Origin of the sequence: Pseudomonas sp. WS 5051 (assembly GCF_012985715.1) — a bacterium.
Lineage (GTDB): Bacteria > Pseudomonadota > Gammaproteobacteria > Pseudomonadales > Pseudomonadaceae > Aquipseudomonas > Aquipseudomonas bubulae.
Genome location: NZ_JAAQWV010000004.1, coordinates 246,274 through 267,104 on the forward strand (window position 1 = coordinate 246,274; position 20,831 = coordinate 267,104).

Annotated in this window: 22 protein-coding genes; 8 read left to right on the forward strand and 14 right to left on the reverse strand. The window is 60.0% G+C overall.

Translation table 11 applies throughout. The features are described from left to right. Positions 1-32 precede the first annotated feature (32 nt). The gene (locus HBN79_RS08325) at positions 33-524 is read right to left on the reverse strand and encodes a hypothetical protein (RefSeq protein WP_095002005.1); all 492 of its coding nucleotides are present in this window, start codon (positions 522-524) and stop codon (positions 33-35) included. Positions 525-765: 241 nt separating this feature from the next. Between HBN79_RS08325 and HBN79_RS08330 the strand changes: the two genes are divergently transcribed. From HBN79_RS08330 to HBN79_RS08350, 5 genes are read left to right on the forward strand one after another with little or no spacing between them, the layout of a single operon-like run. After that, positions 766-2,346 (forward strand): ABC transporter substrate-binding protein, encoded by a 1,581-nt coding sequence (locus tag HBN79_RS08330; RefSeq protein WP_095018563.1) that lies wholly within the window; start codon positions 766-768, stop codon positions 2,344-2,346. Next, positions 2,343-3,314, forward strand: coding sequence for an ABC transporter permease (locus tag HBN79_RS08335; protein WP_232527677.1), 972 nt, complete (start codon positions 2,343-2,345; stop codon positions 3,312-3,314). Before HBN79_RS08330 ends, HBN79_RS08335 begins: the two co-directional genes overlap by 4 nt. Beyond that, complete coding sequence (locus tag HBN79_RS08340; RefSeq protein ID WP_095002003.1) at positions 3,311-4,117, forward strand: ABC transporter permease; 807 nt, start codon at positions 3,311-3,313, stop codon at positions 4,115-4,117. The genes HBN79_RS08335 and HBN79_RS08340 overlap by 4 nt, the downstream gene beginning before the upstream one ends. Next, a complete protein-coding gene (locus HBN79_RS08345; RefSeq protein ID WP_095002002.1) occupies positions 4,117-4,908 on the forward strand; it encodes an ATP-binding cassette domain-containing protein in 792 nt (263 codons plus the stop codon). The genes HBN79_RS08340 and HBN79_RS08345 overlap by 1 nt, the downstream gene beginning before the upstream one ends. Continuing rightward, positions 4,901-5,488 (forward strand): ATP-binding cassette domain-containing protein, encoded by a 588-nt coding sequence (locus tag HBN79_RS08350; protein ID WP_169916542.1) that lies wholly within the window; start codon positions 4,901-4,903, stop codon positions 5,486-5,488. Before HBN79_RS08345 ends, HBN79_RS08350 begins: the two co-directional genes overlap by 8 nt. A 14-nt stretch (positions 5,489-5,502) precedes the next feature. On the opposite strand, the gene HBN79_RS08355 is transcribed toward HBN79_RS08350, so the two are convergent. The 7 genes from HBN79_RS08355 to HBN79_RS08385 form a co-directional block, all read right to left on the reverse strand. After that, complete coding sequence (locus tag HBN79_RS08355) at positions 5,503-5,838, reverse strand: DUF6388 family protein (RefSeq protein WP_095002000.1); 336 nt, start codon at positions 5,836-5,838, stop codon at positions 5,503-5,505. Beyond that, on the reverse strand, positions 5,801-6,064 hold the full coding sequence (locus HBN79_RS08360) for a helix-turn-helix transcriptional regulator (RefSeq protein WP_095018565.1): 264 nt from the start codon (positions 6,062-6,064) through the stop codon (positions 5,801-5,803). Before HBN79_RS08360 ends, HBN79_RS08355 begins: the two co-directional genes overlap by 38 nt. Positions 6,065-6,205: 141 nt before the next feature. Then, positions 6,206-7,591 carry a uracil-xanthine permease family protein gene (locus HBN79_RS08365; RefSeq protein ID WP_153328380.1) on the reverse strand — a complete coding sequence of 462 codons (1,386 nt, stop codon included), beginning with the start codon at positions 7,589-7,591 and terminating at the stop codon, positions 6,206-6,208. Between the two features lie 183 nt (positions 7,592-7,774). Continuing rightward, positions 7,775-9,163 carry a dihydrolipoyl dehydrogenase gene (lpdA, locus tag HBN79_RS08370; protein ID WP_095001997.1) on the reverse strand — a complete coding sequence of 463 codons (1,389 nt, stop codon included), beginning with the start codon at positions 9,161-9,163 and terminating at the stop codon, positions 7,775-7,777. 2 nt (positions 9,164-9,165) lie between these two features. Further along, positions 9,166-10,446: a dihydrolipoamide acetyltransferase family protein gene (locus HBN79_RS08375; RefSeq protein WP_169916543.1), complete on the reverse strand. Its 1,281-nt coding sequence runs from the start codon at positions 10,444-10,446 to the stop codon at positions 9,166-9,168. Then, positions 10,447-11,502: an alpha-ketoacid dehydrogenase subunit beta gene (locus HBN79_RS08380; protein WP_016781432.1), complete on the reverse strand. Its 1,056-nt coding sequence runs from the start codon at positions 11,500-11,502 to the stop codon at positions 10,447-10,449. Positions 11,503-11,506: 4 nt separating this feature from the next. Beyond that, entirely contained in the window at positions 11,507-12,739 is a 1,233-nt protein-coding gene (locus HBN79_RS08385; RefSeq protein WP_169916544.1) for a 3-methyl-2-oxobutanoate dehydrogenase (2-methylpropanoyl-transferring) subunit alpha, read from the reverse strand. A 205-nt stretch (positions 12,740-12,944) separates the two neighbouring features. Here HBN79_RS08385 and bkdR point away from each other — a divergent pair, with 205 nt between their 5' ends. Further along, the gene (gene bkdR, locus HBN79_RS08390; protein WP_016781430.1) at positions 12,945-13,433 is read left to right on the forward strand and encodes a Bkd operon transcriptional regulator BkdR; all 489 of its coding nucleotides are present in this window, start codon (positions 12,945-12,947) and stop codon (positions 13,431-13,433) included. A gap of 1 nt (position 13,434) precedes the next feature. On the opposite strand, the gene HBN79_RS08395 is transcribed toward bkdR, so the two are convergent. Then, positions 13,435-13,980 (reverse strand): histidine phosphatase family protein, encoded by a 546-nt coding sequence (locus tag HBN79_RS08395; protein WP_095001994.1) that lies wholly within the window; start codon positions 13,978-13,980, stop codon positions 13,435-13,437. A 109-nt stretch (positions 13,981-14,089) separates the two neighbouring features. On the opposite strand from HBN79_RS08395, the gene copC reads away from it, so the two are divergent. Both copC and copD read left to right on the forward strand, forming a co-directional pair. After that, positions 14,090-14,464: a copper homeostasis periplasmic binding protein CopC gene (copC, locus tag HBN79_RS08400; RefSeq protein ID WP_095001993.1), complete on the forward strand. Its 375-nt coding sequence runs from the start codon at positions 14,090-14,092 to the stop codon at positions 14,462-14,464. A 4-nt stretch (positions 14,465-14,468) separates the two neighbouring features. Then, positions 14,469-15,317: a copper homeostasis membrane protein CopD gene (copD, locus tag HBN79_RS08405; protein ID WP_095018569.1), complete on the forward strand. Its 849-nt coding sequence runs from the start codon at positions 14,469-14,471 to the stop codon at positions 15,315-15,317. A 102-nt stretch (positions 15,318-15,419) separates the two neighbouring features. On the opposite strand, the gene lpxO is transcribed toward copD, so the two are convergent. From lpxO to HBN79_RS08430, 5 genes are all read right to left on the reverse strand, one after another. Then, positions 15,420-16,319, reverse strand: a complete 900-nt coding sequence (lpxO, locus tag HBN79_RS08410; RefSeq protein WP_095001991.1) for a lipid A hydroxylase LpxO — start codon at positions 16,317-16,319, stop codon at positions 15,420-15,422. 234 nt (positions 16,320-16,553) lie between these two features. Continuing rightward, positions 16,554-17,483, reverse strand: a complete 930-nt coding sequence (locus HBN79_RS08415; protein ID WP_095018570.1) for a PfkB family carbohydrate kinase — start codon at positions 17,481-17,483, stop codon at positions 16,554-16,556. After that, positions 17,476-18,939, reverse strand: a complete 1,464-nt coding sequence (locus tag HBN79_RS08420) for a cytosine permease (RefSeq protein ID WP_095001989.1) — start codon at positions 18,937-18,939, stop codon at positions 17,476-17,478. Before HBN79_RS08420 ends, HBN79_RS08415 begins: the two co-directional genes overlap by 8 nt. A gap of 98 nt (positions 18,940-19,037) precedes the next feature. Continuing rightward, a complete protein-coding gene (locus HBN79_RS08425; RefSeq protein ID WP_095001988.1) occupies positions 19,038-20,042 on the reverse strand; it encodes an ADP-ribosylglycohydrolase family protein in 1,005 nt (334 codons plus the stop codon). Further along, a complete protein-coding gene (locus HBN79_RS08430; protein ID WP_095018572.1) occupies positions 20,039-20,752 on the reverse strand; it encodes a GntR family transcriptional regulator in 714 nt (237 codons plus the stop codon). The genes HBN79_RS08425 and HBN79_RS08430 overlap by 4 nt, the downstream gene beginning before the upstream one ends. Positions 20,753-20,831: the final 79 nt, after the last annotated feature.

The following is a 20,831-nucleotide window of genomic DNA, read 5'->3' on the forward strand; positions in this document are numbered from 1 at the left end:
CGTTCATGGCCAAGTGCATTGATGGGCCTGGCTTAAATCCCCGACCGACTCATCGGGCTGATCATGCGCACGCCCAGACTCAGTGCCTGGGTTACCAGCGCTCTCATATCGGCGGTGTTTTCGTTGTTGACGCACTGCGCCAGTTTTTCGCCCAGGGTCGGCGCAGTGTCGGTGCCTTCCGGGTAAGCGCGCAGGATCAGCAGCCCGCTGTTGGTCAGAACCACTTCGTAAAAGGCTACGCCCGACATGCCGTCGAAGTGGATGTAGCCAATATCCGCCAGCCATTTGACCGTGGCCAGGAACAGGTTCTCTTCTTTTTCCAGCGCCTCGCGGTTGCTGTCCGCCAGGCCTTTGTAGTCGATAAAGCGCTCGGCAGTCAGGGTGATGGGCAAGGGGAAGTTACGGTACAGGTGGCCCAGGATCAGACCGGCATAGCAGTCGAACAATTCGATATTGTTGGACGGCAAGGTGTTGATCGAGTGAACGTTTTTTTCTGTGAGGTGACCGGCTAATCCTTTGAACATGCGAACCTCTGTCAGCTGTGTCTGTATGGCGTGACTGAATAAGCGTACCCATTGGTATAGCACAGTCATGCCCGGGGAACCTGACCTGTGGCAATTGTTACAAGGTAAGACGTATCGCCTGGAAAACCCCTAAAAAATCAGATGCATAACTGGCTATTTAAAATCAGCCTGCTATTACTGTGGGGCGCGATAACCTGCGTACGGCCCGTTTGGGCGAGGCCATTTCATATCAGGAGGATAGATGTCAAAACCCGCATGGATGCGTAACACCCTGGTGGCTGCGGCCTTGTTGAGTGTGTTGGCAGCGCCTGTTGTCTCAGCGCAGGATCGCACCCTGCAACTGGCCATTGGTGATGAGCCGACCGAAGGCTTTGATCCAATGCTGGGCTGGAGCCACGGCAGTTATCTGCTGTTGCACAGCCCTTTGCTCAAGCAAAACGAAGATTTGTCCTGGAGCGGTTTTCTCCTCAGCGATTATCAGGCTAGCGCGGATGGCAAGACCTGGACCCTCAAGCTCAAGCCCGACCTCAAGTTCTCCGACGGCTCGCCACTGACCGCCAAGGACGTGGCTTACACCTACAACAATGCGGCGGCCAGTGGTGGCAAGGTTGACATGGGCAACTTCCTCAAGGCCGAGGCGGTTGATCCGCTCACGGTGCGTATTGAGCTCAAGGCGCCGCAAAGCACGTTCGTCAATGTGCTCGGTTCGCTGGGGATTGTCTCGGCAGACCAATACGACGCCAAAACCTACGCGCAAAAGCCGATTGGCGCCGGGCCTTATCGGTTGGTCAGCTACCAGCCGGGTCAGCAGTTGATCGTTGAGGCCAACCCGTACTACGCAGGGCAGAAGAACGATTTCAACAAACTGGTGTTTGTGTTCCTGGATGAAGACAGCGCTTTCGCTGCCGCCCAAAGCAAGCAGCTGGGTATTGTGCGCATCGCCCCTGCGCTGGCCGTGACGCCTGCCGCGGGCATGAAACTGTGGGTTCGCCCCAGTGTGGAAAACCGTGGCATCGTGATGCCAACCCTCGCGTCCGGTAAAAAAGATGCCCAGGGCTACCCGATTGGCAATGATGTGACGGCTGATGTGGCCATCCGCAAAGCCATCAACTACGCCATCAATCGCCAACTGCTTGCCGATCAGATTCTCGAAGGCCACGCGATCCCGGCCTACACCGGCGTGCAGGGTTTACCGTGGGATAACCCGGATGCGCTGTTCAAGGATGGCGATACCGACAAAGCCCGGCAGATACTGGAAGACGCAGGCTGGATTGAAAACGCCCATGGCATCCGTGAAAAAAACGGCCTGCCGGCCAAAATCACCCTGTGGTACGCCAGTGGCGATGCCACTCGCCGGGATCTGGCCCAGGCCGTGCGCTCAATGCTCAAGCCCGTGGGCATCGACGTAGACCTGAAGTCCGGCAGTTGGGAAACCGTTGAGCGCAACATGCACGCCAACCCGACCCTGTTTGGCTGGGGCAGCCTCGACCCGATGGAGCTTTACCATCACTACAGCAGCAAGGCGGCAGGCGTGGAATACTACAACCCCGGTTATTACCAGAACCCGGTTGTCGATCAGCATCTGCAGCAAGCCCTCGATGCGCCGACCTGGCAGCAGGCGGTGCCGTTCTGGCAGCAAGTGGAGTGGGACGGCAAAACCGGCGTCGGCGTTAAAGGAGATGCCGCCTGGGCCTGGTTGCTCAATGTTCAGCACACTTACCTCACCGATGAGTGCATCGATCTGGGTAAGGGCGCCCCGGAAATCCACGGTTCCTGGTCGCTGCTCAACAGCGTTGATCACTGGAAGTGGACCTGCCGGTGATCCGCGGCCTATCGCTGTTTGTGCTGCGTTTGCTGGGCCTGCTGCTGGTAACGGCAGCGGGCACCTTTGCCTTGCTCAGTTTTTCTCCGGTAGACCCGATCCGGGCCTATATAGGTAACGATCTGTTGCACGTACCGCCCGAGCAATATCCATTGATTGCGGCGCGCTGGGGGCTCGATCTGCCGTTATGGGAGCGCTTTTTGCGCTGGTTCGGGCAAATGCTGCAAGGCGATTTCGGCTATTCAATGCTCTATAACGCGCCGGTCTCGCAGGTGATTGGAGAGCGTTTTGCCACCTCCTTTGCACTGCTGTTTTCGGCCTGGCTGTTTTCCGGCATCGTCGGCCTGGCCATGGGGCTGACGGCCGGGCGTTATTTGAACCGTTGGCCTGACCGCCTTATTTCGACCCTGTCCTATGTGCTGGCATCCATGCCGACGTTCTGGATTGGCCTGCTGTTGCTGTCACTGTTTGCCGTGACGCTCAACTGGGCGCCGATCTGCTGCGCCTGGACCCCCGGCAGCAATGCCGAAACCGCAACCTGGGGTGACAAGTTGCGACACTTGATCCTGCCCATGCTGGCCCTGGGTGTACTGGGCGTGGGCAATATCGCCCTGCATACCCGCTCGCGGGTGGCTGAAGTGATGAACAGCGAATTTATTCGTTTCGCCCATGCCCAGGGCGACAAAGGCTGGCCGCTGATCAACTTTCATATCCTGCGCCATGCCATCACCCCGGCCTTGTGCCTGCAATTTGCTTCGGTGGGGGAGTTGATCGGCGGTTCGTTGCTGGCTGAAAAAGTGTTCGCTTATCCAGGCCTGGGGCAGGCCACGATCGATGCCGGATTACGCGGCGATATTCCATTGTTGATGGGGATCGTGATGTTCTGTGCGGTGCTGGTATTCACCGGCAACAGCATTGCCAACGCGCTGTTACTGCGCCTTAACCGCGGGGCGGCGCGCCAGGTATGACCTACAACCCCAATCGCGCCTTGCTAAGGCTCTGCCTCTCGTTGCTGATGCTGCTGGGGTTGATCGCCTACGGTATCTCAATCATCAATATTGATGTCTCCATGGATCTGCTGGCACGGCGCCTGCCACCGTCTGCCGAGTACTGGTTTGGCACTGACAGCCTGGGCCGTGATCTGTGGCTGCGGTGTTTTCAGGGGATGACCACCAGCCTGCAGATCGGCCTGACCGCAGCGTTCAGCAGCGGTTTTCTGGCGATGCTGGCCGCCAGTCTGTGTGCGCTGAACAAAACCCTGGATTACCTGATTCGCGGGCTGATCGACAGCATGCTGGCGCTGCCGCATTTGTTGCTGCTGGTATTGATTTGCTTCACCTTGGGCGGTGGCAAGCAGGGGGTCATCCTGGCCGTGGCGCTGACCCACTGGCCACGCCTGGCCCTGATCCTGCGCGGCGAGATCCTGCGTATCCGCGAGACCGATTTTGTGATGCTCTCCCATCGCCTGGGCAACAGCAGCTTCTATCGCTGGCGTCATCACTTGTTGCCGTTGCTGATGCCGCAGTGGATCGTCGGTACCCTGTTGATGTTCCCCCACGCAGTTCTGCATTCGGCGGCGTTGAGTTTCCTGGGCTTCGGCCTGGCGCCCCATGATCCGTCATTGGGCCTGTTGCTGGCCGATGCGCTAAGGTATTTGAGCAGTGGTGCCTGGTGGCTGGCGTTTTTTCCGGGTTTGATTCTGGTGGGCCTGGTACTGGTTTTTGACCAGTTTGCACGGGCATTGCAGCAGCTCTGGATAAGGATTACCTGATGCTGAAATTCGACCGGTTTGCGATCGACGTTGCGCACTATCATTGGTTGGGCCATAAAACCTGGCATCCGCTGCTGAGCAATATCTCCCTTGAAGTACGCCCCGGAGAATTGACGGCGCTGGTGGGCTCCAGCGGCGAAGGCAAAAGCCTGCTGCTGCAAAGTGCCTTGGGCTTGCTCCCGGAAAACATGCGTTGTCGCGGCGAAATAGTGCTCGACGGGCAGGTGCTGGGGGAGGCCGGCAAGGTCAATCAGCGGGGCAAAGCCCTGTGCTATGTACCCCAGGGTGTCAACGCCCTGAACCCGCTGATCAAGGTCGGGCCGCAATTGCAGCGTGCTGCGCACTTGAGCGGGGTCAGGCTGGGGCTTGGCGATGTGGCCGAGCAGCTCACGCACTACAACCTCAAGCCAGAACTGGTGGACGAATTCCCGCGCATGTTGTCAGGGGGCATGGCCAAGCGCGTTCTGGCCAGTTGCGCGGCCTTGACCCCTGCGCGTTATATCCTCGCGGACGAGATCACCTCATGGCTGGATGACGAACATGCCTGCCAACTGTTGACCCATCTCAAGGGCTTTTGCCTGCAAGGTCGGGGGATTTTGTGGGTGACCCATGATCTGGCCCTGGCGGCGCGCTTTGCCGACAGGATCGCTGTGTTGCATCAGGGCGAGTTGCACGAAACCCTGAGTGCCCTGGAACTGCGCGAAAACGGCGGCAGCCCCTGGTTGCAGTCGTTGTGGGCAGCCTTGCCGGAACAACAGTTTTTTGCCCGGCGGGTGCCGGAATATGCTTGAGGTCCAGCAGTTAAGCATTGTCCAGGATAGCCAGCAGCTCTGGGACTGTGTGTCGTTTCAGGTGCGGCCGGGGGAGCGTCAGGGCATCTCGGCGCCCAGCGGTTATGGCAAAACCACCCTGGGCCGGGTGCTGGCGCAATGGCAGTCAGCAACCTCGGGCAGCATCACCGTGGATGGCAAAGCGCTTGCGAAAAAGGGCTATTGCCCGGTGCAGCTGGTGCCGCAGCATCCTGAACAGACCTTCAACCCTTATCGCACAACGGGCGAGAGCCTGCGTGATGCCTGGTCGCCAGATGCCGCCTGGCTGGCACGCCTGGCGGTGAATCCCGGGTGGTTGGCCCGTCGCCCGGACGAATTGTCTGGCGGAGAACTGGCGCGTATCGCTTTGCTCAGGGCGCTGGATCCGCGCACCCGCTACCTGATTGCCGATGAAGTGACGGCGCAACTGGATGCGCATGTACAGGCGCAGGTGTGGCAAGTCTTGCTCGAAGAGACCAGGCGTCGGGAGCTGGGGATGATTGTGTTCAGTCACAACAAGGCGTTGTTGCAGAAGGTATGTTCGAGTATCTGGCTGCCCTAGCCTCGCACGGCTCGTCAACTGCTACGGAGCGGGCCATGCAGTTCGCAGTATTCAACCCATTCCATGCCGGCCATTTGCGCCACTTCGCGATGCACTTCAAGGCGCTGGGCCTCGAATTCTTGCGGGCTTGCGCTGGTCAATTGCAGGGTCAGCTCCCAGGCGAAAAAACCCAGACGCTCAGCCTCGGCCTCAAAGGCTTCGTTCAAGCGTTCCTGGCGATATTCCTTTATCGATTGGCCGATAGCGCGGGCGGCCAATGGGTTCAATGTCTCAAGCGCCACGACCAGTTCAGGGTGGTCACTGAGAAAGCGATCAAGTGCTTTTTGATGCCGGGTGCCGGGTTCGGTCACAACTGATTTCCTCGTAAACAGGCAGGGTGTGCTTGCCAGTGATGATGAACACCACATCAATACCGAGCAGAGTAATGGCCGCCAGATAGTCGGCGCGGGGCAAGGTGATATCGCGTTCATAGTAGCTTTGTGCGTGGCGCCCTATACCCCCCGCATCCGCCAGTTGTGCCTGTGTCAGTTTCAGGCGCAAACGCTCATGTTTGAGTCGCTCACCGTATGTGTTCATAAACATCGCCTATGTCAGGCATAAAGGGTTTGAAAAATAGTAGGCCAAATGAAGAAATTGGGAAAGATGGGCGGTGAATAACGACCCGTTTTTGTAAGCACAAGCAGGAGGGCAAAAGGCACTCCTGCCTGGCTGCGTCGCTTACAACGTCGGTTTTTTCTCTGTTTCCGGCAGGAACCAGTTCAACAGCAGGGCACAGATACCGCCTGTAGCCACACCTGACTCCAGTACGTTACGCAGAGCTGCAGGCATATGCGCCAGGAACTCAGGCACTTGCGATACGCCCAGGCCCAGCGCCAGGGACACGGCAATGATCAGCAGGGCGCGGCGGTCCAGGGTAATGCTGGCCAGAATATTGATGCCCGATGCGGCAACGGCGCCGAACATCACCATGGCCGCACCGCCCAGTACCGGCTCAGGCACTGCCTGAATCGCACCGGCAACGCTGGGGAACAGGCCCAGCAGGATCAGCATGCCGGCAATCCACACACCGATATGGCGGCTGGCGATACCGGTGAGCTGGATGACACCGTTGTTCTGGGCAAACACCGAACTCGGGAAGGTGTTGAAGATACCCGCCAGAAACGAGTTGGCGCCGTTGACCAGCACACCGCCCTTGATGCGCTGCATCCACACCGGGCCTTCAACCGGCTGGCGCGACACTTTGCTGGTGGCTGTGACGTCACCAATGGCTTCCAGCGACGTGACCAGGTAGATCACCAGCATGGGAATAAACAGCGCCCAGGAAAACCCCAAGCCGAAATGCAAAGGCATTGGCACCTGGAACAGCTCGGCCTGGTGCATGCCGGTGAAGTCCAGGCGGCCCAGGTAGCCTGCCAGGGCATAGCCCACGGCCAGGGCGATAACAATGGCGCAACTGCGCATCCACACCAGCGGGATGCGGTTAAGGATCACGATAATGGCCAGCACCACACCCGAGAGCATCAGGTTTTCGCCGTTGGCGAACGTACCGTTGCCCATGGCCGTGAAGCCGCCGCCCATGCTGATCAGGCCGACCTTGATCAGGGTCAGGCCGATCATCAGTACCACGATGCCGGTGACCAGCGGGGTGATCATGCGTTTTACAAAAGGCAGGATGCGCGAGATACCCATTTCGACAAACGAGCCGGCAATCACCACGCCAAAGATCGCCGCCATCACGCCTTCAACCGGCGTGCCTTGCTTGACCATCAGTGCGCCGCCGGCAATCAGCGGGCCGACAAAGTTGAAACTGGTGCCCTGGACGATCAGCAGCCCGGCGCCAAAGGGGCCAAAGCGTTTGCACTGAACAAAGGTAGCGATACCGGAGATCACCAGCGACATGGAGACAATCAGGTTGGTATCACGGCTGGACACACCCAGGGCCTGGCAGATCAGCAGGCCGGGGGTGACGATCGGCACAATAATGGCCAGCAGGTGCTGCAGGGCGGCCAGAAAGGCGATCCACGGCTTGGGACGGTCTTCAAGACCTAAGACCAGCTCGCTGGTTTGGGACTCGGCTTCGTGCGGGGTTTTAAGAGAGGTCATGGCGAGCGCCCTGGAAAAAAGAGCGCGATTCTACTGGTGTTGAGCCATTACGCCCAGTGTTGGATTGCGCAAGGCCTGACTTGCTGTGGGAGCGGGCTTGCTCGCGATAGCAGCCACTCGGTCTATCAGATAAACCGCGTCGCCTGCATCGCGAGCAAGCCCGCTCCCACAGTAAGGGGGGGATTACAGGTGCAACGCATGCCCCAGCGCACGCAACGCGGCTTCCTGGACGGCTTCGCCCAGGGTCGGGTGCGCGTGGATGGTGCCGGCGATGTCTTCCAGGCAGGCGCCCATTTCCAATGACTGGGCAAAGGCCGTCGACAACTCCGAAACACCGACCCCCACGGCTTGCCAACCGACAATCAGGTGATTGTCCCGGCGCGCCACAACCCGCACAAAGCCGGTTTTGGCTTCCAGGGTCATGGCCCGGCCGTTGGCAGAGAACGGAAAGCTGGCGCTGATGCAGTCCAGACCGGCCTCTTGCGCCTCAACCGGGGTTTTGCCCACCACGACGATTTCGGGATCGGTAAAACACACCGCCGCAATCGCCGCAGGGCTGAACTCACGCTGTTTGCCGGCAATGATTTCAGCAACCATCTCGCCCTGGGCCATGGCCCGGTGAGCCAGCATCGGCTCGCCGGTCAGGTCACCAATCGCCCAGACATTGCGCATGCTGGTGTGGCAACGGTTGTCGACGCGAATCGCCGGGCCGTTCATGGTCAGCGCCAGCGCTTCAAGGTTGAAGCCTTGTGTACGCGGCCGACGACCCACCGCCACCAGCACCTGATCGGTTTCCAGGGTCTGGCTCTGGCCCATGCGGTCACGCATCGACAGGGTTTTGCTGCTGGCCTGGAAACCTTCGACGCTGTGCTCCAGATACAGGGTAATCCCCAGTGCCTTGAGGGATTCTGCCACGGGCAAGGTCAGGTCCTTGTCGTAAGTTGGCAGGATACGGTCACGAGCTTCAACCACCGTGACTTCGGCCCCCAGCTTGCGGTAGGCGATCCCCAGTTCCAGGCCGATATAGCCAGCGCCAACCACGGTCAGGCGCCGGGGAATGGTGGTGGGCTGCAGGGCTTCGGTGGACGAAATGATCGCCCCGCCAATGGGCAGGATCGGCAGGTCGACCGTTTGCGAGCCGGTGGCCAGCAACAGATGTTCGCATTCGATGCGCTGGCCGCCGACTTCAACCGCCTTGCCGTCGAGGATTTTGGCCCAGCCGTGAATGACCTTGACGTTGTTCTTTTTCAGCAGAGCGCCGACGCCGCTGGTCAGACGATCAACAATGGTGTTTTTCCATTGCACGCTCTGGCCGATGTCCAGGGTCGGGGCCTGGGTCTTGATCCCCAGCGGTGAAGTACCGGTGCTGTAGCGCTGGGTGGCATGGAACTGTTCGGCAACGTGGATCAGGGCCTTGGACGGGATGCAGCCGACGTTCAGGCAGGTACCGCCCAGCGACTGGCCTTCGATCAGGACCGTCGGGATGCCCAGCTGGCCAGCGCGGATCGCCGCCACATAGCCGCCGGGGCCGCCGCCGATAATCAGCAGCGTGGTGTGTTGGGTTGGCTGCATGTTCACTCCACAAACAGGGTGGCAGGTTGTTCGAGCAAGCCACGCATGGCCTGGATAAATTGCGCCGCGTCCATGCCGTCGACCACACGATGGTCGAAGGAGCTGGAGAGGTTCATCATTTTGCGCACCACGATCTGGCCTTTGACCACCACCGGGCGCTCGACGATGCGGTTGACGCCAATGATCGCCACTTCGGGCAGGTTGACCACCGGTGTGCTGACAATCCCGCCCAAGGCTCCCAGGCTGGTCAGGGTGATGGTCGAGCCGGTGAGTTCCTCGCGGGTAGCCTTGCCGGTGCGTACGGCGTTGGCCAGGCGGGCGATTTCATCGGCGGCGCCCCACAGGTTGAGGGTCTCGGCATGGCGCACCACAGGCACCATCAAACCACCGTCGCTTTGTGCGGCGACGCCGATATGGGCGGCGCCAAAGCGGGTGATGATTTGCGCTTCGTCGTCGTAGCGCACGTTGATCTGCGGGAAGTCGCGCAAGGCCACGACCATGGCCCGCAGCAGAAACGGCAACAGGGTCAGTTTGCCGCGGCTGTCCCCCCATTTTTGGTTGAGCTGGGCACGCAGTTCTTCCAGGGCGGTGACGTCCACTTCCTCGACATAGCTGAAGTGTGCGGCACGGCGCTTGGCGTCCTGCATGCGTTGGGCGATCTTGCGGCGCAGGCCGATCACCGGGATCTGTTGCTCGTCGTTGCGCAGGGCGTAACCGCTGGCAGGTGCCACGCTGGTTTCGGTGTCGCGAGCCAGGTACGCATCCAGGTCGTCATGCAGGACACGGCCCGCCGGGCCGCTGCCAACCACAAAGCGCAACTCGATACCGCTATCCCAGGCGCGCTTGCGCACGGCCGGGGAGGCCAGCGGGCGCTCGTTGGCTTCACGGGCCACAGGCGCCGATCGTTGTGCCGGCGCTGCCTTGATCGGTGGGGCGGCCACCACGGCCACTTCTACCCGAGCTTGAGGGGCGGCTTTTACTACGGCGACCACAGGTTCCGCTGCAGGGCCAGCTTGCGCACTTTCACGCAGGTTGCCGGCGCCTTCGACTTCGATGCGGATCAGTTCGCTGCCCACGGCCATGACTTCGCCAGGCTGGCCACCCAGGGCCAGGACCCTGCCGGCCACGGGGGAGGGGATGTCTACCGTGGCCTTGTCGGTCATCACATCGGCGACCACCTGGTCTTCGCTGACCATGTCACCGACTTTGACAAACCATTCCACCAGTTCTACTTGCGCAATGCCTTCGCCAATGTCCGGCATCTTGATAACGTGCGTACCCATTCAGACCTCCATAACCCGTTGTAGTGCAGCACCCACTCGCGCCGGGCCGGGGAAATAGGCCCACTCCTGGGCATGGGGATAGGGGGTATCCCAGCCGGTTACGCGCTCGATCGGCGCTTCCAGGTAGTGGAAGCAGTGCTCTTGAACCAGTGCGATCAGCTCGGCGCCAAACCCGCAGGTACGGGTGGCTTCGTGAACAACAACGCAACGGCGGGTCTTTTTTACAGAGGTGACAATGGCGTCCAGGTCCAGCGGCCAGAGGCTGCGCAAGTCGATGACTTCAGCGTCGATGCCGGTTTCTTCGGCGGCGGCCTGGGCCACATAAACGGTGGTGCCGTAGGTCAGGATGGTGACTTCAGTACCGGGCCGCACAATGGCGGCGCAGTCCAGCGGGACGGTGTAGTAACCGTCGGGCACGGCGCTGGCCGGGTGCTTCATCCAGGGGGTTACCGGACGGTCGTGGTGGCCGTCGAACGGGCCGTTGTACAGGCGTTTTGGCTCGAGGAAGATCACCGGGTCATCGTTCTCGATGGCGGCAATCAGCAGGCCCTTGGCGTCGTAGGGGTTGGATGGCATCACGGTACGCAGGCCGCAGACCTGGGTAAACATGGCCTCGGGGCTCTGGCTGTGGGTCTGGCCACCGTAAATCCCGCCGCCGCAGGGCATGCGGATGGTCATTGGCGCGATAAACTCGCCGGCAGAACGGTAACGCAGGCGCGCCGCTTCAGAAACAATCTGGTCGGACGCCGGGTAGAAATAGTCGGCAAACTGGATTTCGGCCACCGGGCGCAGGCCATAGGCGCCCATGCCCACGGCGGTACCGACGATGCCACTTTCCGAGATCGGTGCGTCGAACACCCGCGAACTGCCGTACTTGGCCTGCAGGCCTTCGGTGCAGCGGAACACACCGCCGAAGTAGCCCACGTCCTGGCCAAACACCACCACGTTATCGTCGCGCTCGAGCATCACATCCATGGCCGAGCGCAGGGCCTGGATCATCGTCATGGTGCTGGTACTCACGGCGTTCTCCATCTGAATTTTATTGTTGTCGTTCATCTGGTTATAACCCCAATTCCTGGCGTTGCCGGCGCAAATGCTCGGGCATTTCCTTGTACACGTCTTCGAACATGCTCGCGGCACTGGGGATCTGCCCACCTGCCAGGGTGCCGAAACGCTCGGCTTCCTTTTGCGCGCCAATGATTTCCGCTTCCAGCTCGGCACTGACAGCTGCGTGCTCTTCTTCCGACCAGTTGCCGGTGGCAATCAGGTGCTGCTTGAGGCGAAGAATCGGATCGCCCAGCGGGAAGTGGCTCCAGTCATCGGCCGGACGATACTTGGACGGGTCGTCGGAGGTGGAGTGCGGGCCAGCACGATAAGTGACCCATTCGATCAGGGTCGGCCCCAGGTTGCGGCGCGCGCGCTCTGCGGCCCAGGCCGAGGCGGCGTAAACGGCGATAAAGTCGTTGCCGTCGACCCGCAGCGAAGCAATACCGCAGCCCACGCCGCGTCCGGCAAAGGTGGTGGACTCGCCACCGGCAATGGCCTGGAAGGTCGAAATGGCCCATTGGTTGTTGACCACGTTGAGGATCACCGGGGCGCGGTAAACGTGGGCAAAGGTGAGGGCAGTGTGGAAGTCCGATTCGGCGGTGGCGCCGTCACCGATCCAGGCCGAGGCGATTTTGGTGTCGCCCTTGATGGCCGAGGCCATGCCCCAACCAACCGCCTGTACGAATTGGGTGGCGAGGTTGCCGGAAATACTGAAAAAGCCGTAGTCGCGCACCGAGTACATGATCGGCAATTGCCGACCCTTAAGCGGGTCGCGTTCGTTGGAGAGCAATTGGCAGATCAGGTCGACCAGCGGCACATCACGAGCCATCAGGATGCTTTGCTGGCGGTAGGTGGGGAAGCACATGTCGTCGATGTTCAAGGCCAGGGCCTGGGCGCTGCCGATGGCTTCTTCGCCCAGGCTTTGCATATAGAACGACATTTTTTTCTGACGCTGGGCGACCACCATGCGGGTGTCGAAAATGCGCGTCTTGAGCATGGCGCGCATGCCTTCGCGCAACACTTCGCTCGATACGCCTTCGGCCCACGGGCCAAGGGCCTGGCCCTTGTCGTCGAGCACACGGATCAGGCCTCTGGCCAGGTCTGCGGTGTCGGCAGGTTCCACATCGATCGGGGGTTTGCGCACCAGACCGGCATCGGTCAGGCGCAGGTAGCTGAAGTCGGTCTTGCAGCCTGGGCGGCCGGACGGTTCGGGAACGTGCAGGCGCAGCGGTGCATATTCATTCATGGCTTTCTCTACGCTCGATCTTGTCGTGTTTATAGGCGCGGGAGCTAGGTAGTACTGTCGAAGATCCGTCTGATAAAAACCAAGATCTTGTCCTACAACAATCATATTCCTGACGCCGAAGAATATTTCTCTGTAGTTCATTGTGCTTTGCAGCGTTTAAGGATAAGAATTCTGCATAAACATAAAAAACAGGTGCTTTTGTCTCATGCGCAAGCTAGATCGAACTGATATCGGGATTCTCAATAGCCTTCAGCAGAATGCGCGCATCACCAATGCGGACCTTGCGCGTTCGGTCAACCTGTCGCCGACGCCCTGTTTCAACCGGGTCAAGGCCATGGAAGAGCGCGGCCTGATCCGCGAGCAGGTGACCCTGCTTGACGCCGATATGCTGGGGCTGCATGTCAATGTGTTTATCCATGTGAGCCTGGAAAAACAGGTCGAGGAAGCCCTGCAGCATTTTGAAGCGGCGATATCCGATCGCCATGAAGTCATGGAGTGCTACTTGATGGCCGGCGACCCGGATTACCTGATCCGGGTGCTGGTGCCCAGCATTCAGGCGCTGGAGCGTTTCATGATGGACTTTTTGACCAAGGTGCCCGGGGTGGCCAATATCCGCTCCAGCTTCGCCCTCAAACAGGTGCGCTACAAAACTGCGCTGCCATTGCCTCCCGGCGGGCTGACGCTGGAGGAGTGAATTACACCCGCAAGCGCCAGCGCTCGTTGAAGCGCAGGTCGACCACCGCCAGTGGCTCTACGTCAATCAGGTTGAAGGAGGCAGTGCTCGCTGCCAGGGCGTGCAATATGGCAGCGCGGATCACAAAAGGATGAGTCACCACGGCAAAATGACCCTCTTCGCGAAACTCGTCGAGCCAGGCGCTGACCCGCAGGCACAGGGCCTGTATCGACTCGCCGCCATGGGGCGCGGCATCGGGGTTGCTGATCCAGTTGGCTAGCGCTTGGGGCATGCTTTGTTGCAGGTCTGACAGGCGCTGGCCCTGCCAGTCGCCGATATCGTAATCGCCCAGGGCGGGCACGATTTCAATCTCACCACCCAGTGCCAGGGCGGTTTGCAATGTGCGGGTTTCGGGCGCACAGAGTATGCGTACCGGCTTCTTCAGCCTGGCACTCAATTCGGCGGCCAACAGCAGGCCTTTCGGGTCAGCCGCCTCATCCAGTGCAAAGCGGCCCAGACGCTGGGCTTCTGTGCGGGCATGACAAATAAAGCTGAGGCGGGTGGGCATACCGGAATCCTTGCGGGGGAGACGTTGTGTTTGTGTTGTCTGCGCTCGCCCTTCAAATCAGTTTAGGCGAGTATTATGACCGTGTAATTCACTCTCAAGGTACTGTGCAATGGCTGCTGCTTTTTTGAAGAAAGTTCTTAATACGGCTGCGTTACTGACACTGATGACCGGGGCCGGGGCTGCGTTTGCCCATGCCCATCTGGAGCAGGCGACCCCCGCCGCCGACAGCACGGTGAACAGCGTCAACGAACTGCGCCTGGTGTTCAGTGAAGGCGTGGAGCAGGCGTTTACCCAGGTTGTGATCAGCCATGACCAGGCGCCGGTGCCGGTGAGCAGCATCAAGACCGAACCCGGCAACAAGAAAACCCTGATTGTGACACCGGCACAGCCGTTGCCGGCGGGTACCTATAACGTCAAATGGAACGCCGTGTCTGTCGATACCCACAAAAGTGCCGGCGATTACAGCTTTACGGTGAGCAACTGAGTTGATGCTCAGTGCAATGGTGATCTGCCGGTTTGTGCATTTCAGTGTGGTGTTGCTGATCTTCGGAGCCTGTGCATTCAGGCCTCTGTTGCGCGGGGCATGGCCATCCTTCGACATTGATGGCCAATTGCTTAAGGTCAATCGGGTGCTTGCCTGGGTGGCGCTGGCCAGCGGCCTTGCCTGGTTACTGTTGACCACCCACTCGATGGCAGGAAGCTGGCCTGAAACCCTGGCCCCGGCGACGTTGTGGCTGGTGTTGGGCAGTACCTTTTTCGGCCAGGTGTGGGCTTTTCATCTGCTGTTTTGCGTGCTGTTGTTGCTCGCCTTGTATGCCCGTAGCGGATTTAACCTTATCTGGTTGCTGGGTTTTCTGTTGTTGGGCACGTTGGCTCCGGTGGGTCACGGCGCGATGCTGGATGGCTGGCGTGGGCAATTGCTGATGCTTAACCAGTGGGTGCATCTGGCGTGTGTGGGGGCCTGGATCGGTGGTCTGTTGGGGTTGCAGCTTATCCTTGTGCGGCCTGTCGGTCAGGACGTGGGCGCTGTGTTGCAGCGCTTCAGCAATCTGGGGTTTATGTTGGTCGCCGGGATTATTCTTACCGGGCTGATCAATACCCGCGTGCTGACCGGTGCGCTCTGGCCTTCACCTTTGTTTGAAGGCTTCGCCCTGATTCTGTTGATCAAGGTGACCCTGGTGGGGGTGATGTTGCTGCTGGCGCTGTTCAATCTGCTGATGAGTCGTGCGGGCCGCTTCACCCTGTTGCGCAGAAGCGTTGCATTGGAATGGCTGTTTGGCTTGGCGGCAGTCGCCGCCGTGTCATTGCTGGGCACCTTGCCGCCGCTGGTGGTGTAGCGGCTGACGAGGTGCGAGGCTGCATTAAGGGCCACAGGAGTTTAAAAGTGCGGGCCCGCTACGCAGCCCTTCGCAGCTTCGTGCCTCGTAGCGGCTACAAGGCTAGACCAACAAAAACACACCCAGCAACCCGCCGAACACCAACCATTTTTCTACGTAGTAACGCGTGCGATTGCGCTTTTTCAGCTCTTTGCCGCGCAGGCGAATCTTGTATAACCGGGTAAATGCGCGGTTCAGGGCGCCGGTTTTGTCACTGGCATCGTTAGGCGAACTGGCGGATGCCATCACTGTGCGGCTGAACCACTGATTGAAGGCACTGGCCCAGCGATACTGCATCGGACGCTCGACATCGCAGAACAGGATGATGCGATTTTTATCGGTAGTGTTTTCGGCGTAATGGATAAAGGTTTCGTCAAACATCACCGCCTCGCCGTCACGCCAGGCGTAGTTCTGGCCGTCAACGTTGATATAGCAGCCTGGATCATTCGGGGTGTCCAGGCCCAGGTGAAAACGCAGCGATCCGGCGTAGGGGTCGCGGTGACGCACCAGTTTGGAGCCAGGGGGCAATTCGGCAAACATGGCGGCCTTGACCGTACCGATGCTGTTGAGCAGCTCAATGGTGCGCGGGCACAGTTCGACCGCCGAAGGGTGGTTGTCGCCATACCACTTCAGGTAAAAGCGCTTCCAGCCACTTTTGAAAAACGAGTTGAAGCCGACATCGTTGGGTTGCTCGGAACGCTTGATCTCGCCCGCCTGCATCAGGTTTCGCGCTTCTTCACGGATTTCCTGCCAGTGATCCTGCAAGGGTTGCAGTTCCGGGAAATCGGCAGGTTTGAGGTAGGGCTGGCCGGGCACTTTGGAAAACAGATACAAAAAGCAGTTGATCGGAGCCAGGAAGGAGGAGTGATCGGTCAGTTGACGCCCGAGCTTATGGCGAACCTTGCCCCGCAGGTGGACATAGGCGATGGACAAGACGTAGACAGCAATAATGATGAGTTTCAAGAGTATCTTCACAATTCAGGAGAAACGCAGCCCTGCAAACACGCACAAATGGCCCGACCTCTAGAAGAGTTATCGGGCGCTGGAGTTGCATTCCGTGAGCCTGGTTAGGGTTAAAACAGTATTTTGAATATTTTCTAACGTTTCATCATGTTTTTGCAGATGTTTTTTACAGTCTTTAGTCCTGTTGTGGGCAGGCCTATAGTCGTATTTGCATGTAGGGGAATTCTTTTTCGATCAATGAAAACCATTTTCGCCCAATAAACGATCAATTTCGCCAGCGCCCGGCGCTGTGGCAGGCCCCCGACGGGTCACGGCGATTGCCGCTGCTGCATTGGCCCGTTGCGCCGCTTGCGGTGCGGGATGCCCGGCCGCCAATGCGGCAATCAGCACGCCTGTATGAGCATCCCCGGCACCATTGCTGTCGATGCACTGCACCTTGAACCCGGCGATGTGTTGCTGACCGTGGCGGTCACTGATCCAGCAGCCTTGCGGGCCGTCGCGCACAACCGCAAGGCAGTGTGTGGGCAGGCGTGCGCTCAGGGCAGGCAGGGCGTCGGTCAGTGTGGGGGCATGGGTAAAACTCAGCGCTTCGGCAGTGTTGCCGGTCCACAGGTTCAGGCGCGGGAGCAGGGCGTCGAGCAGTTGCGGGTCAATATCGGTCAGTAACGGGCCGGGATCGAAGGTCACCTGGACACTCTGCGCCAGGCCCTGTATCCACTGCAAAAGCGGCCTCGCCTTGCCGACATGGAGCAGGCTGTAACCGCTGACATAGAGATGGTCGTCGGGCTGCACGCTGACGTGCGCGAGGTCGTGGGCAGACAACCCGCCTTCGGCACCAATGCAGGAAATAAAAGTACGCTCGGCGCTGGCTTCGGTGAGTGCGACGCACAGCCCGGTGTCTTTATGCGGGTCTACTGGCAGGGTCATGTGTATGCCCTCGGCGTGCATGGCCTGGCGAGCCATGTCACCGAACTGTCCCTGACCATGACGCCCCAGGTACACACTCTGCAGGCCGTTGCGCTGGGCAGCGGCCATTACGTTGAACCCGCCACCGGCGTGAAAGCTGGCGCTGTGGGCCAGCGCGTCGCCGCCGGAGGCGGGCAGTGTGTCCAGGCTCATGGCCAGATCGATGATCACCTGGCCTGTGTGCAGCAATCTAGGCATGGGCGCTGTCCTGTGCTGGCAGGCGGCGGTCTCTGGCGCCGCCCAGCAGCGCATACAGGCCGCCAGCCACGATGAAAGTCACGACCCAGCCGAGGCCGTTGTGGCCCAGCCAGGAATCGGCGAGCGGGCCGGTAAACCAGTCGGCATCGTTGCTGCCAACCCGGGTAAAGCATAACCCTAGCAGCAGGGCCACGGCCCAGGCACTCAAGGCCCGCCATTCGATGCCGCCGCTGTACCAGTAGGCGCTGCTGGGGCTGACGTTGAGCAAGTCGTTGGCGCTGTAGCAGTGACGGTGCAGCAGGTCGACGACAAAAATCGCTACCCAGGCGGTAATCGGGATGGCAGTGAGTGAAATAAAAGTGATGAAAGGGCCGTAAAAGCTGTCGGCAAATAGCATGAAGTAAATCGAACCACAGAAAATCGCCACGATATCCACGACGACGGCCTGCACCCGCTTGATCCTTACACCCAGGGTCAGGGTAGTGAGACCGGCCGAATAGACGGACAGATGATTGGACAGCAACAGGCCGCCAAAGGCGCTGACCAGGTAGGGAACCGCCATCCAGGAGGGCAGCAGGCTGCGGATTGCTGCAATGGGGTCGGTTGCGGATGCCAGCGCGTGGTTGCCGACCGTCAGCAACCCCCCCAGAGTAATCAGCAGAACCAGTGGAATCCCTGCGCCCCAGGCTGCGCTGGCCACCAGTTGCGCGGCGCTGACGCTGGATTTTTGGTAGCGCGACATGTCAGCCCCGGCGTTGGCCCAACCGATACCGGTGCCCGCGGCCATGATGCCAATCCCGATAATCACGGCGCTGACGGGTGCCGGGCTGGCGCTGAAGACGCCTGGCCAGTCGATGGTGGCGCAGAGAAAACCGCCGACCAGCAGGTTGAGCGCGCCGAACACATAAGTTGCCCACTTCTGGATCAGCAGCAGCGTGGCGTGGCCCAGGCCTGAAACCGCAAGGGTCAGCAGGGTGAAGAGGGCGATAAACACCAGGGTGAGCACCGGTGCGCTTTTGGCTTCGGTGGGGGTATTGAACAGGATTGAAGACAAGGCCAGCAGCACAAATGCCGCGGTGGTGGTGTTTACGGTTTCCCAGCCGACACGGGAAATCAGTGAAACCAGCGTAGGACCTATATTGCCCCGTACGCCGAATATAGCTCGCGATAGGGTCAGGCTTGGTGCTCGGCCCCGTCGACCGGCGATGGAGATGACGCCGACCAGGGCGAACGAGCCGCCAGCCCCGATCAAGGCGACGATGACCACCTGCCAGATGGCCAGTTGATGGAAGGCCACCAGCGTGGCGCCCAGTGGCAGGCCGAGGATGCTGATATTGGCAGCAAACCATACCCAGAACAGCTGCCCGGGGTTGCCGTTGCACTCGTTTTCGGGAACCGGCTCGATGCCGCGTGTTTCCAGTTGCCCGGCACTGTGCCCGGGGTCAGGGGAAGTCATGGCGTATGGCTCCTGATGCGCTTGTTATCGTTGTCGCAGGCTGTGTGTGGCGCTGACTTTGTGCCAGGCCCGTCGTGTTGCTGTCCATGGCAGGTTTTTTACGCAAGGCGCAGGGCTAACAGATCGCGTGCCAGAGGCTGCAGATGCAGGTCGTTGACCCTTGTGATCTGTTCGATCAGTGTCGCGGGCCACTGTTGCATTCCTCCACAGGCACCAAGCATGGCGCCGAGGATGGCGGCAATGGTGTCGGTGTCGCCACCGATGCTGGCGGCCATGCACAGGGCATCGAAACGGTTCAGCCCTGCGCTGGCCACGCGTTGGGCAAGGGCAAAGGCGACTACTACGGACTCCTGGGAGGCGACCGAAGTGCCAATCACGTCATAGAGCAGGTCGCCAAAATTGTCGGGGTTGCACTCGCTGCTGGCCTGCCTGGCCCAGCGAATACGCGGGCCGATGCGGCCCCCGGCAACCCAGTGACCCTGGTGTTCGGCGATAAAGGCCATTTCAGTGCCAGCATTGAGGGCGTGCTCAAGTTTTTTACCGTTTATGCCACTGGAGATGACGGCGGCCACTGCGGCTGCGCTGGCAATCCCCAGGCTGGTGTTGTGCGTCACCTGGCACGCCTGAACCACACAATGGATGAAGCGTTCCGGCTGGTTGATATCGCTGGCGATACCTACCGGAGCAATGCGCATGGCCGCGCCGTTGGTGGTGCCGTAGCGGCCCGATTCAGTGGGGCTGTGGCCAGCGAGGATCATCTCGATTGCGCGCTTGGTTGATGGCCCCAGAAGGTCCTGGGAACCCTTGGCCCGCATGCCGGACTCCCAACTGATCAGGCGCCGGGCAAGCTGGTGGGGGTCAATATTGCCTTTGCCTTCAACCAGCAGTTGGCCGACCAGTATTGCCTGCTCGGTATCGTCGGTGATTGAGCCCGCGGGCATATTTGGCGCTATGGGTTGATCGGCCGGGGCATTCTCAAGGGTTGTAATGCGCCCGAAGCGGGCCTGGATCTGTCCGCGACTGAACGATTGGGTCGGCATGCCCAGCGCATCACCCAGGGCCAGGCCGTACAGTGCGCCAAGGGCGAGATCCGGCTGCGTCATGTTGGCGTGCCAAATGAGTGGTACATGCGAAAGTGCACAGGATCCAGCCAGCTCTCGACCATTTCCATAAAGCGTCCTTGGCGGTCGTAGGTGGTGCGCAGGGCTTTGAGAAAAACCGTGCCGGCGGGGCGGCCGAGCAATAGTGCGTCTTCTTCATCGAGCGGCTCGGCGCCAATCCATTGGTCGCCACGATCACCGACAAAGCCGTAGGCCGCCAGCGTAATGGTGAGCGAGTCGTCAATCAGCCCTATACGTGGCAGGCCTTCCAGGCCACCTGTTGCGGGCACGAACGAGCGTTCCAGAGAAATCGCAGTGCCATCATCGCGGCGACGGCGGCGCTCAAGGATCACGAACTGGCTCAAGCCGAAACGATGCAGGAGGTCCGCACGCTCTATGGCCTCGAGTCGCAGCAGCTCGGTGTGGATACGGGCGCCGGTGTTGGCCAGGGCCTGTGTCCAGCCGTTGTTTTGGTCGAGCGTAATACCGTCGTAGGTGACGATGGCGCCGCCCTCGGTGCGTTTGGCAATGTATTTTCGCTTTTCCAGTTCGGCCAGTGCTGCTCGCAACGTACTGTGGCTGACACGCAGTTCTTGAGCCAATTGGTCTGCTTCCGGCAGCAGGTGACCGTCTGCCAGAAGCCCGCTTTCGATACGGTGGACGAGTTCGTCTACCACCCGTTGTTTTTTATTGAATCGAACCTGTTTGATCATGCCGAAAGTAATAGCTCAGCATTGTCGGTTCGGCAATATTCGCCCTCTGAATCCAGTCGGACAATGATTGGCCGAAAGC

Bases quoted from the DNA above. Each gene is read 5' to 3' on its own strand.
- HBN79_RS08395 (WP_095001994.1), bottom strand. From the start codon at position 13,980: ATGCCCACCCGCCTCAGCTTTATTTGTCATGCCCGCACAGAAGCCCAG.
- lpdA (WP_095001997.1), bottom strand. From the start codon at position 9,163: ATGCAGCCAACCCAACACACCACGCTGCTGATTATCGGCGGCGGCCCC.
- HBN79_RS08340 (WP_095002003.1), top strand. From the start codon at position 3,311: ATGACCTACAACCCCAATCGCGCCTTGCTAAGGCTCTGCCTCTCGTTG.
- copD (WP_095018569.1), top strand. From the start codon at position 14,469: ATGCTCAGTGCAATGGTGATCTGCCGGTTTGTGCATTTCAGTGTGGTG.
- bkdR (WP_016781430.1), top strand. From the start codon at position 12,945: ATGCGCAAGCTAGATCGAACTGATATCGGGATTCTCAATAGCCTTCAG.
- HBN79_RS08415 (WP_095018570.1), bottom strand. From the start codon at position 17,483: ATGCCTAGATTGCTGCACACAGGCCAGGTGATCATCGATCTGGCCATG.
- HBN79_RS08330 (WP_095018563.1), top strand. From the start codon at position 766: ATGTCAAAACCCGCATGGATGCGTAACACCCTGGTGGCTGCGGCCTTG.
- HBN79_RS08380 (WP_016781432.1), bottom strand. From the start codon at position 11,502: ATGAACGACAACAATAAAATTCAGATGGAGAACGCCGTGAGTACCAGC.
- HBN79_RS08345 (WP_095002002.1), top strand. From the start codon at position 4,117: ATGCTGAAATTCGACCGGTTTGCGATCGACGTTGCGCACTATCATTGG.
- HBN79_RS08420 (WP_095001989.1), bottom strand. From the start codon at position 18,939: ATGACTTCCCCTGACCCCGGGCACAGTGCCGGGCAACTGGAAACACGC.
- HBN79_RS08350 (WP_169916542.1), top strand. From the start codon at position 4,901: ATGCTTGAGGTCCAGCAGTTAAGCATTGTCCAGGATAGCCAGCAGCTC.
- HBN79_RS08375 (WP_169916543.1), bottom strand. From the start codon at position 10,446: ATGGGTACGCACGTTATCAAGATGCCGGACATTGGCGAAGGCATTGCG.
- copC (WP_095001993.1), top strand. From the start codon at position 14,090: ATGGCTGCTGCTTTTTTGAAGAAAGTTCTTAATACGGCTGCGTTACTG.
- HBN79_RS08325 (WP_095002005.1), bottom strand. From the start codon at position 524: ATGTTCAAAGGATTAGCCGGTCACCTCACAGAAAAAAACGTTCACTCG.
- HBN79_RS08385 (WP_169916544.1), bottom strand. From the start codon at position 12,739: ATGAATGAATATGCACCGCTGCGCCTGCACGTTCCCGAACCGTCCGGC.
- HBN79_RS08430 (WP_095018572.1), bottom strand. From the start codon at position 20,752: ATGATCAAACAGGTTCGATTCAATAAAAAACAACGGGTGGTAGACGAA.
- HBN79_RS08365 (WP_153328380.1), bottom strand. From the start codon at position 7,591: ATGACCTCTCTTAAAACCCCGCACGAAGCCGAGTCCCAAACCAGCGAG.
- HBN79_RS08425 (WP_095001988.1), bottom strand. From the start codon at position 20,042: ATGACGCAGCCGGATCTCGCCCTTGGCGCACTGTACGGCCTGGCCCTG.
- HBN79_RS08360 (WP_095018565.1), bottom strand. From the start codon at position 6,064: ATGAACACATACGGTGAGCGACTCAAACATGAGCGTTTGCGCCTGAAA.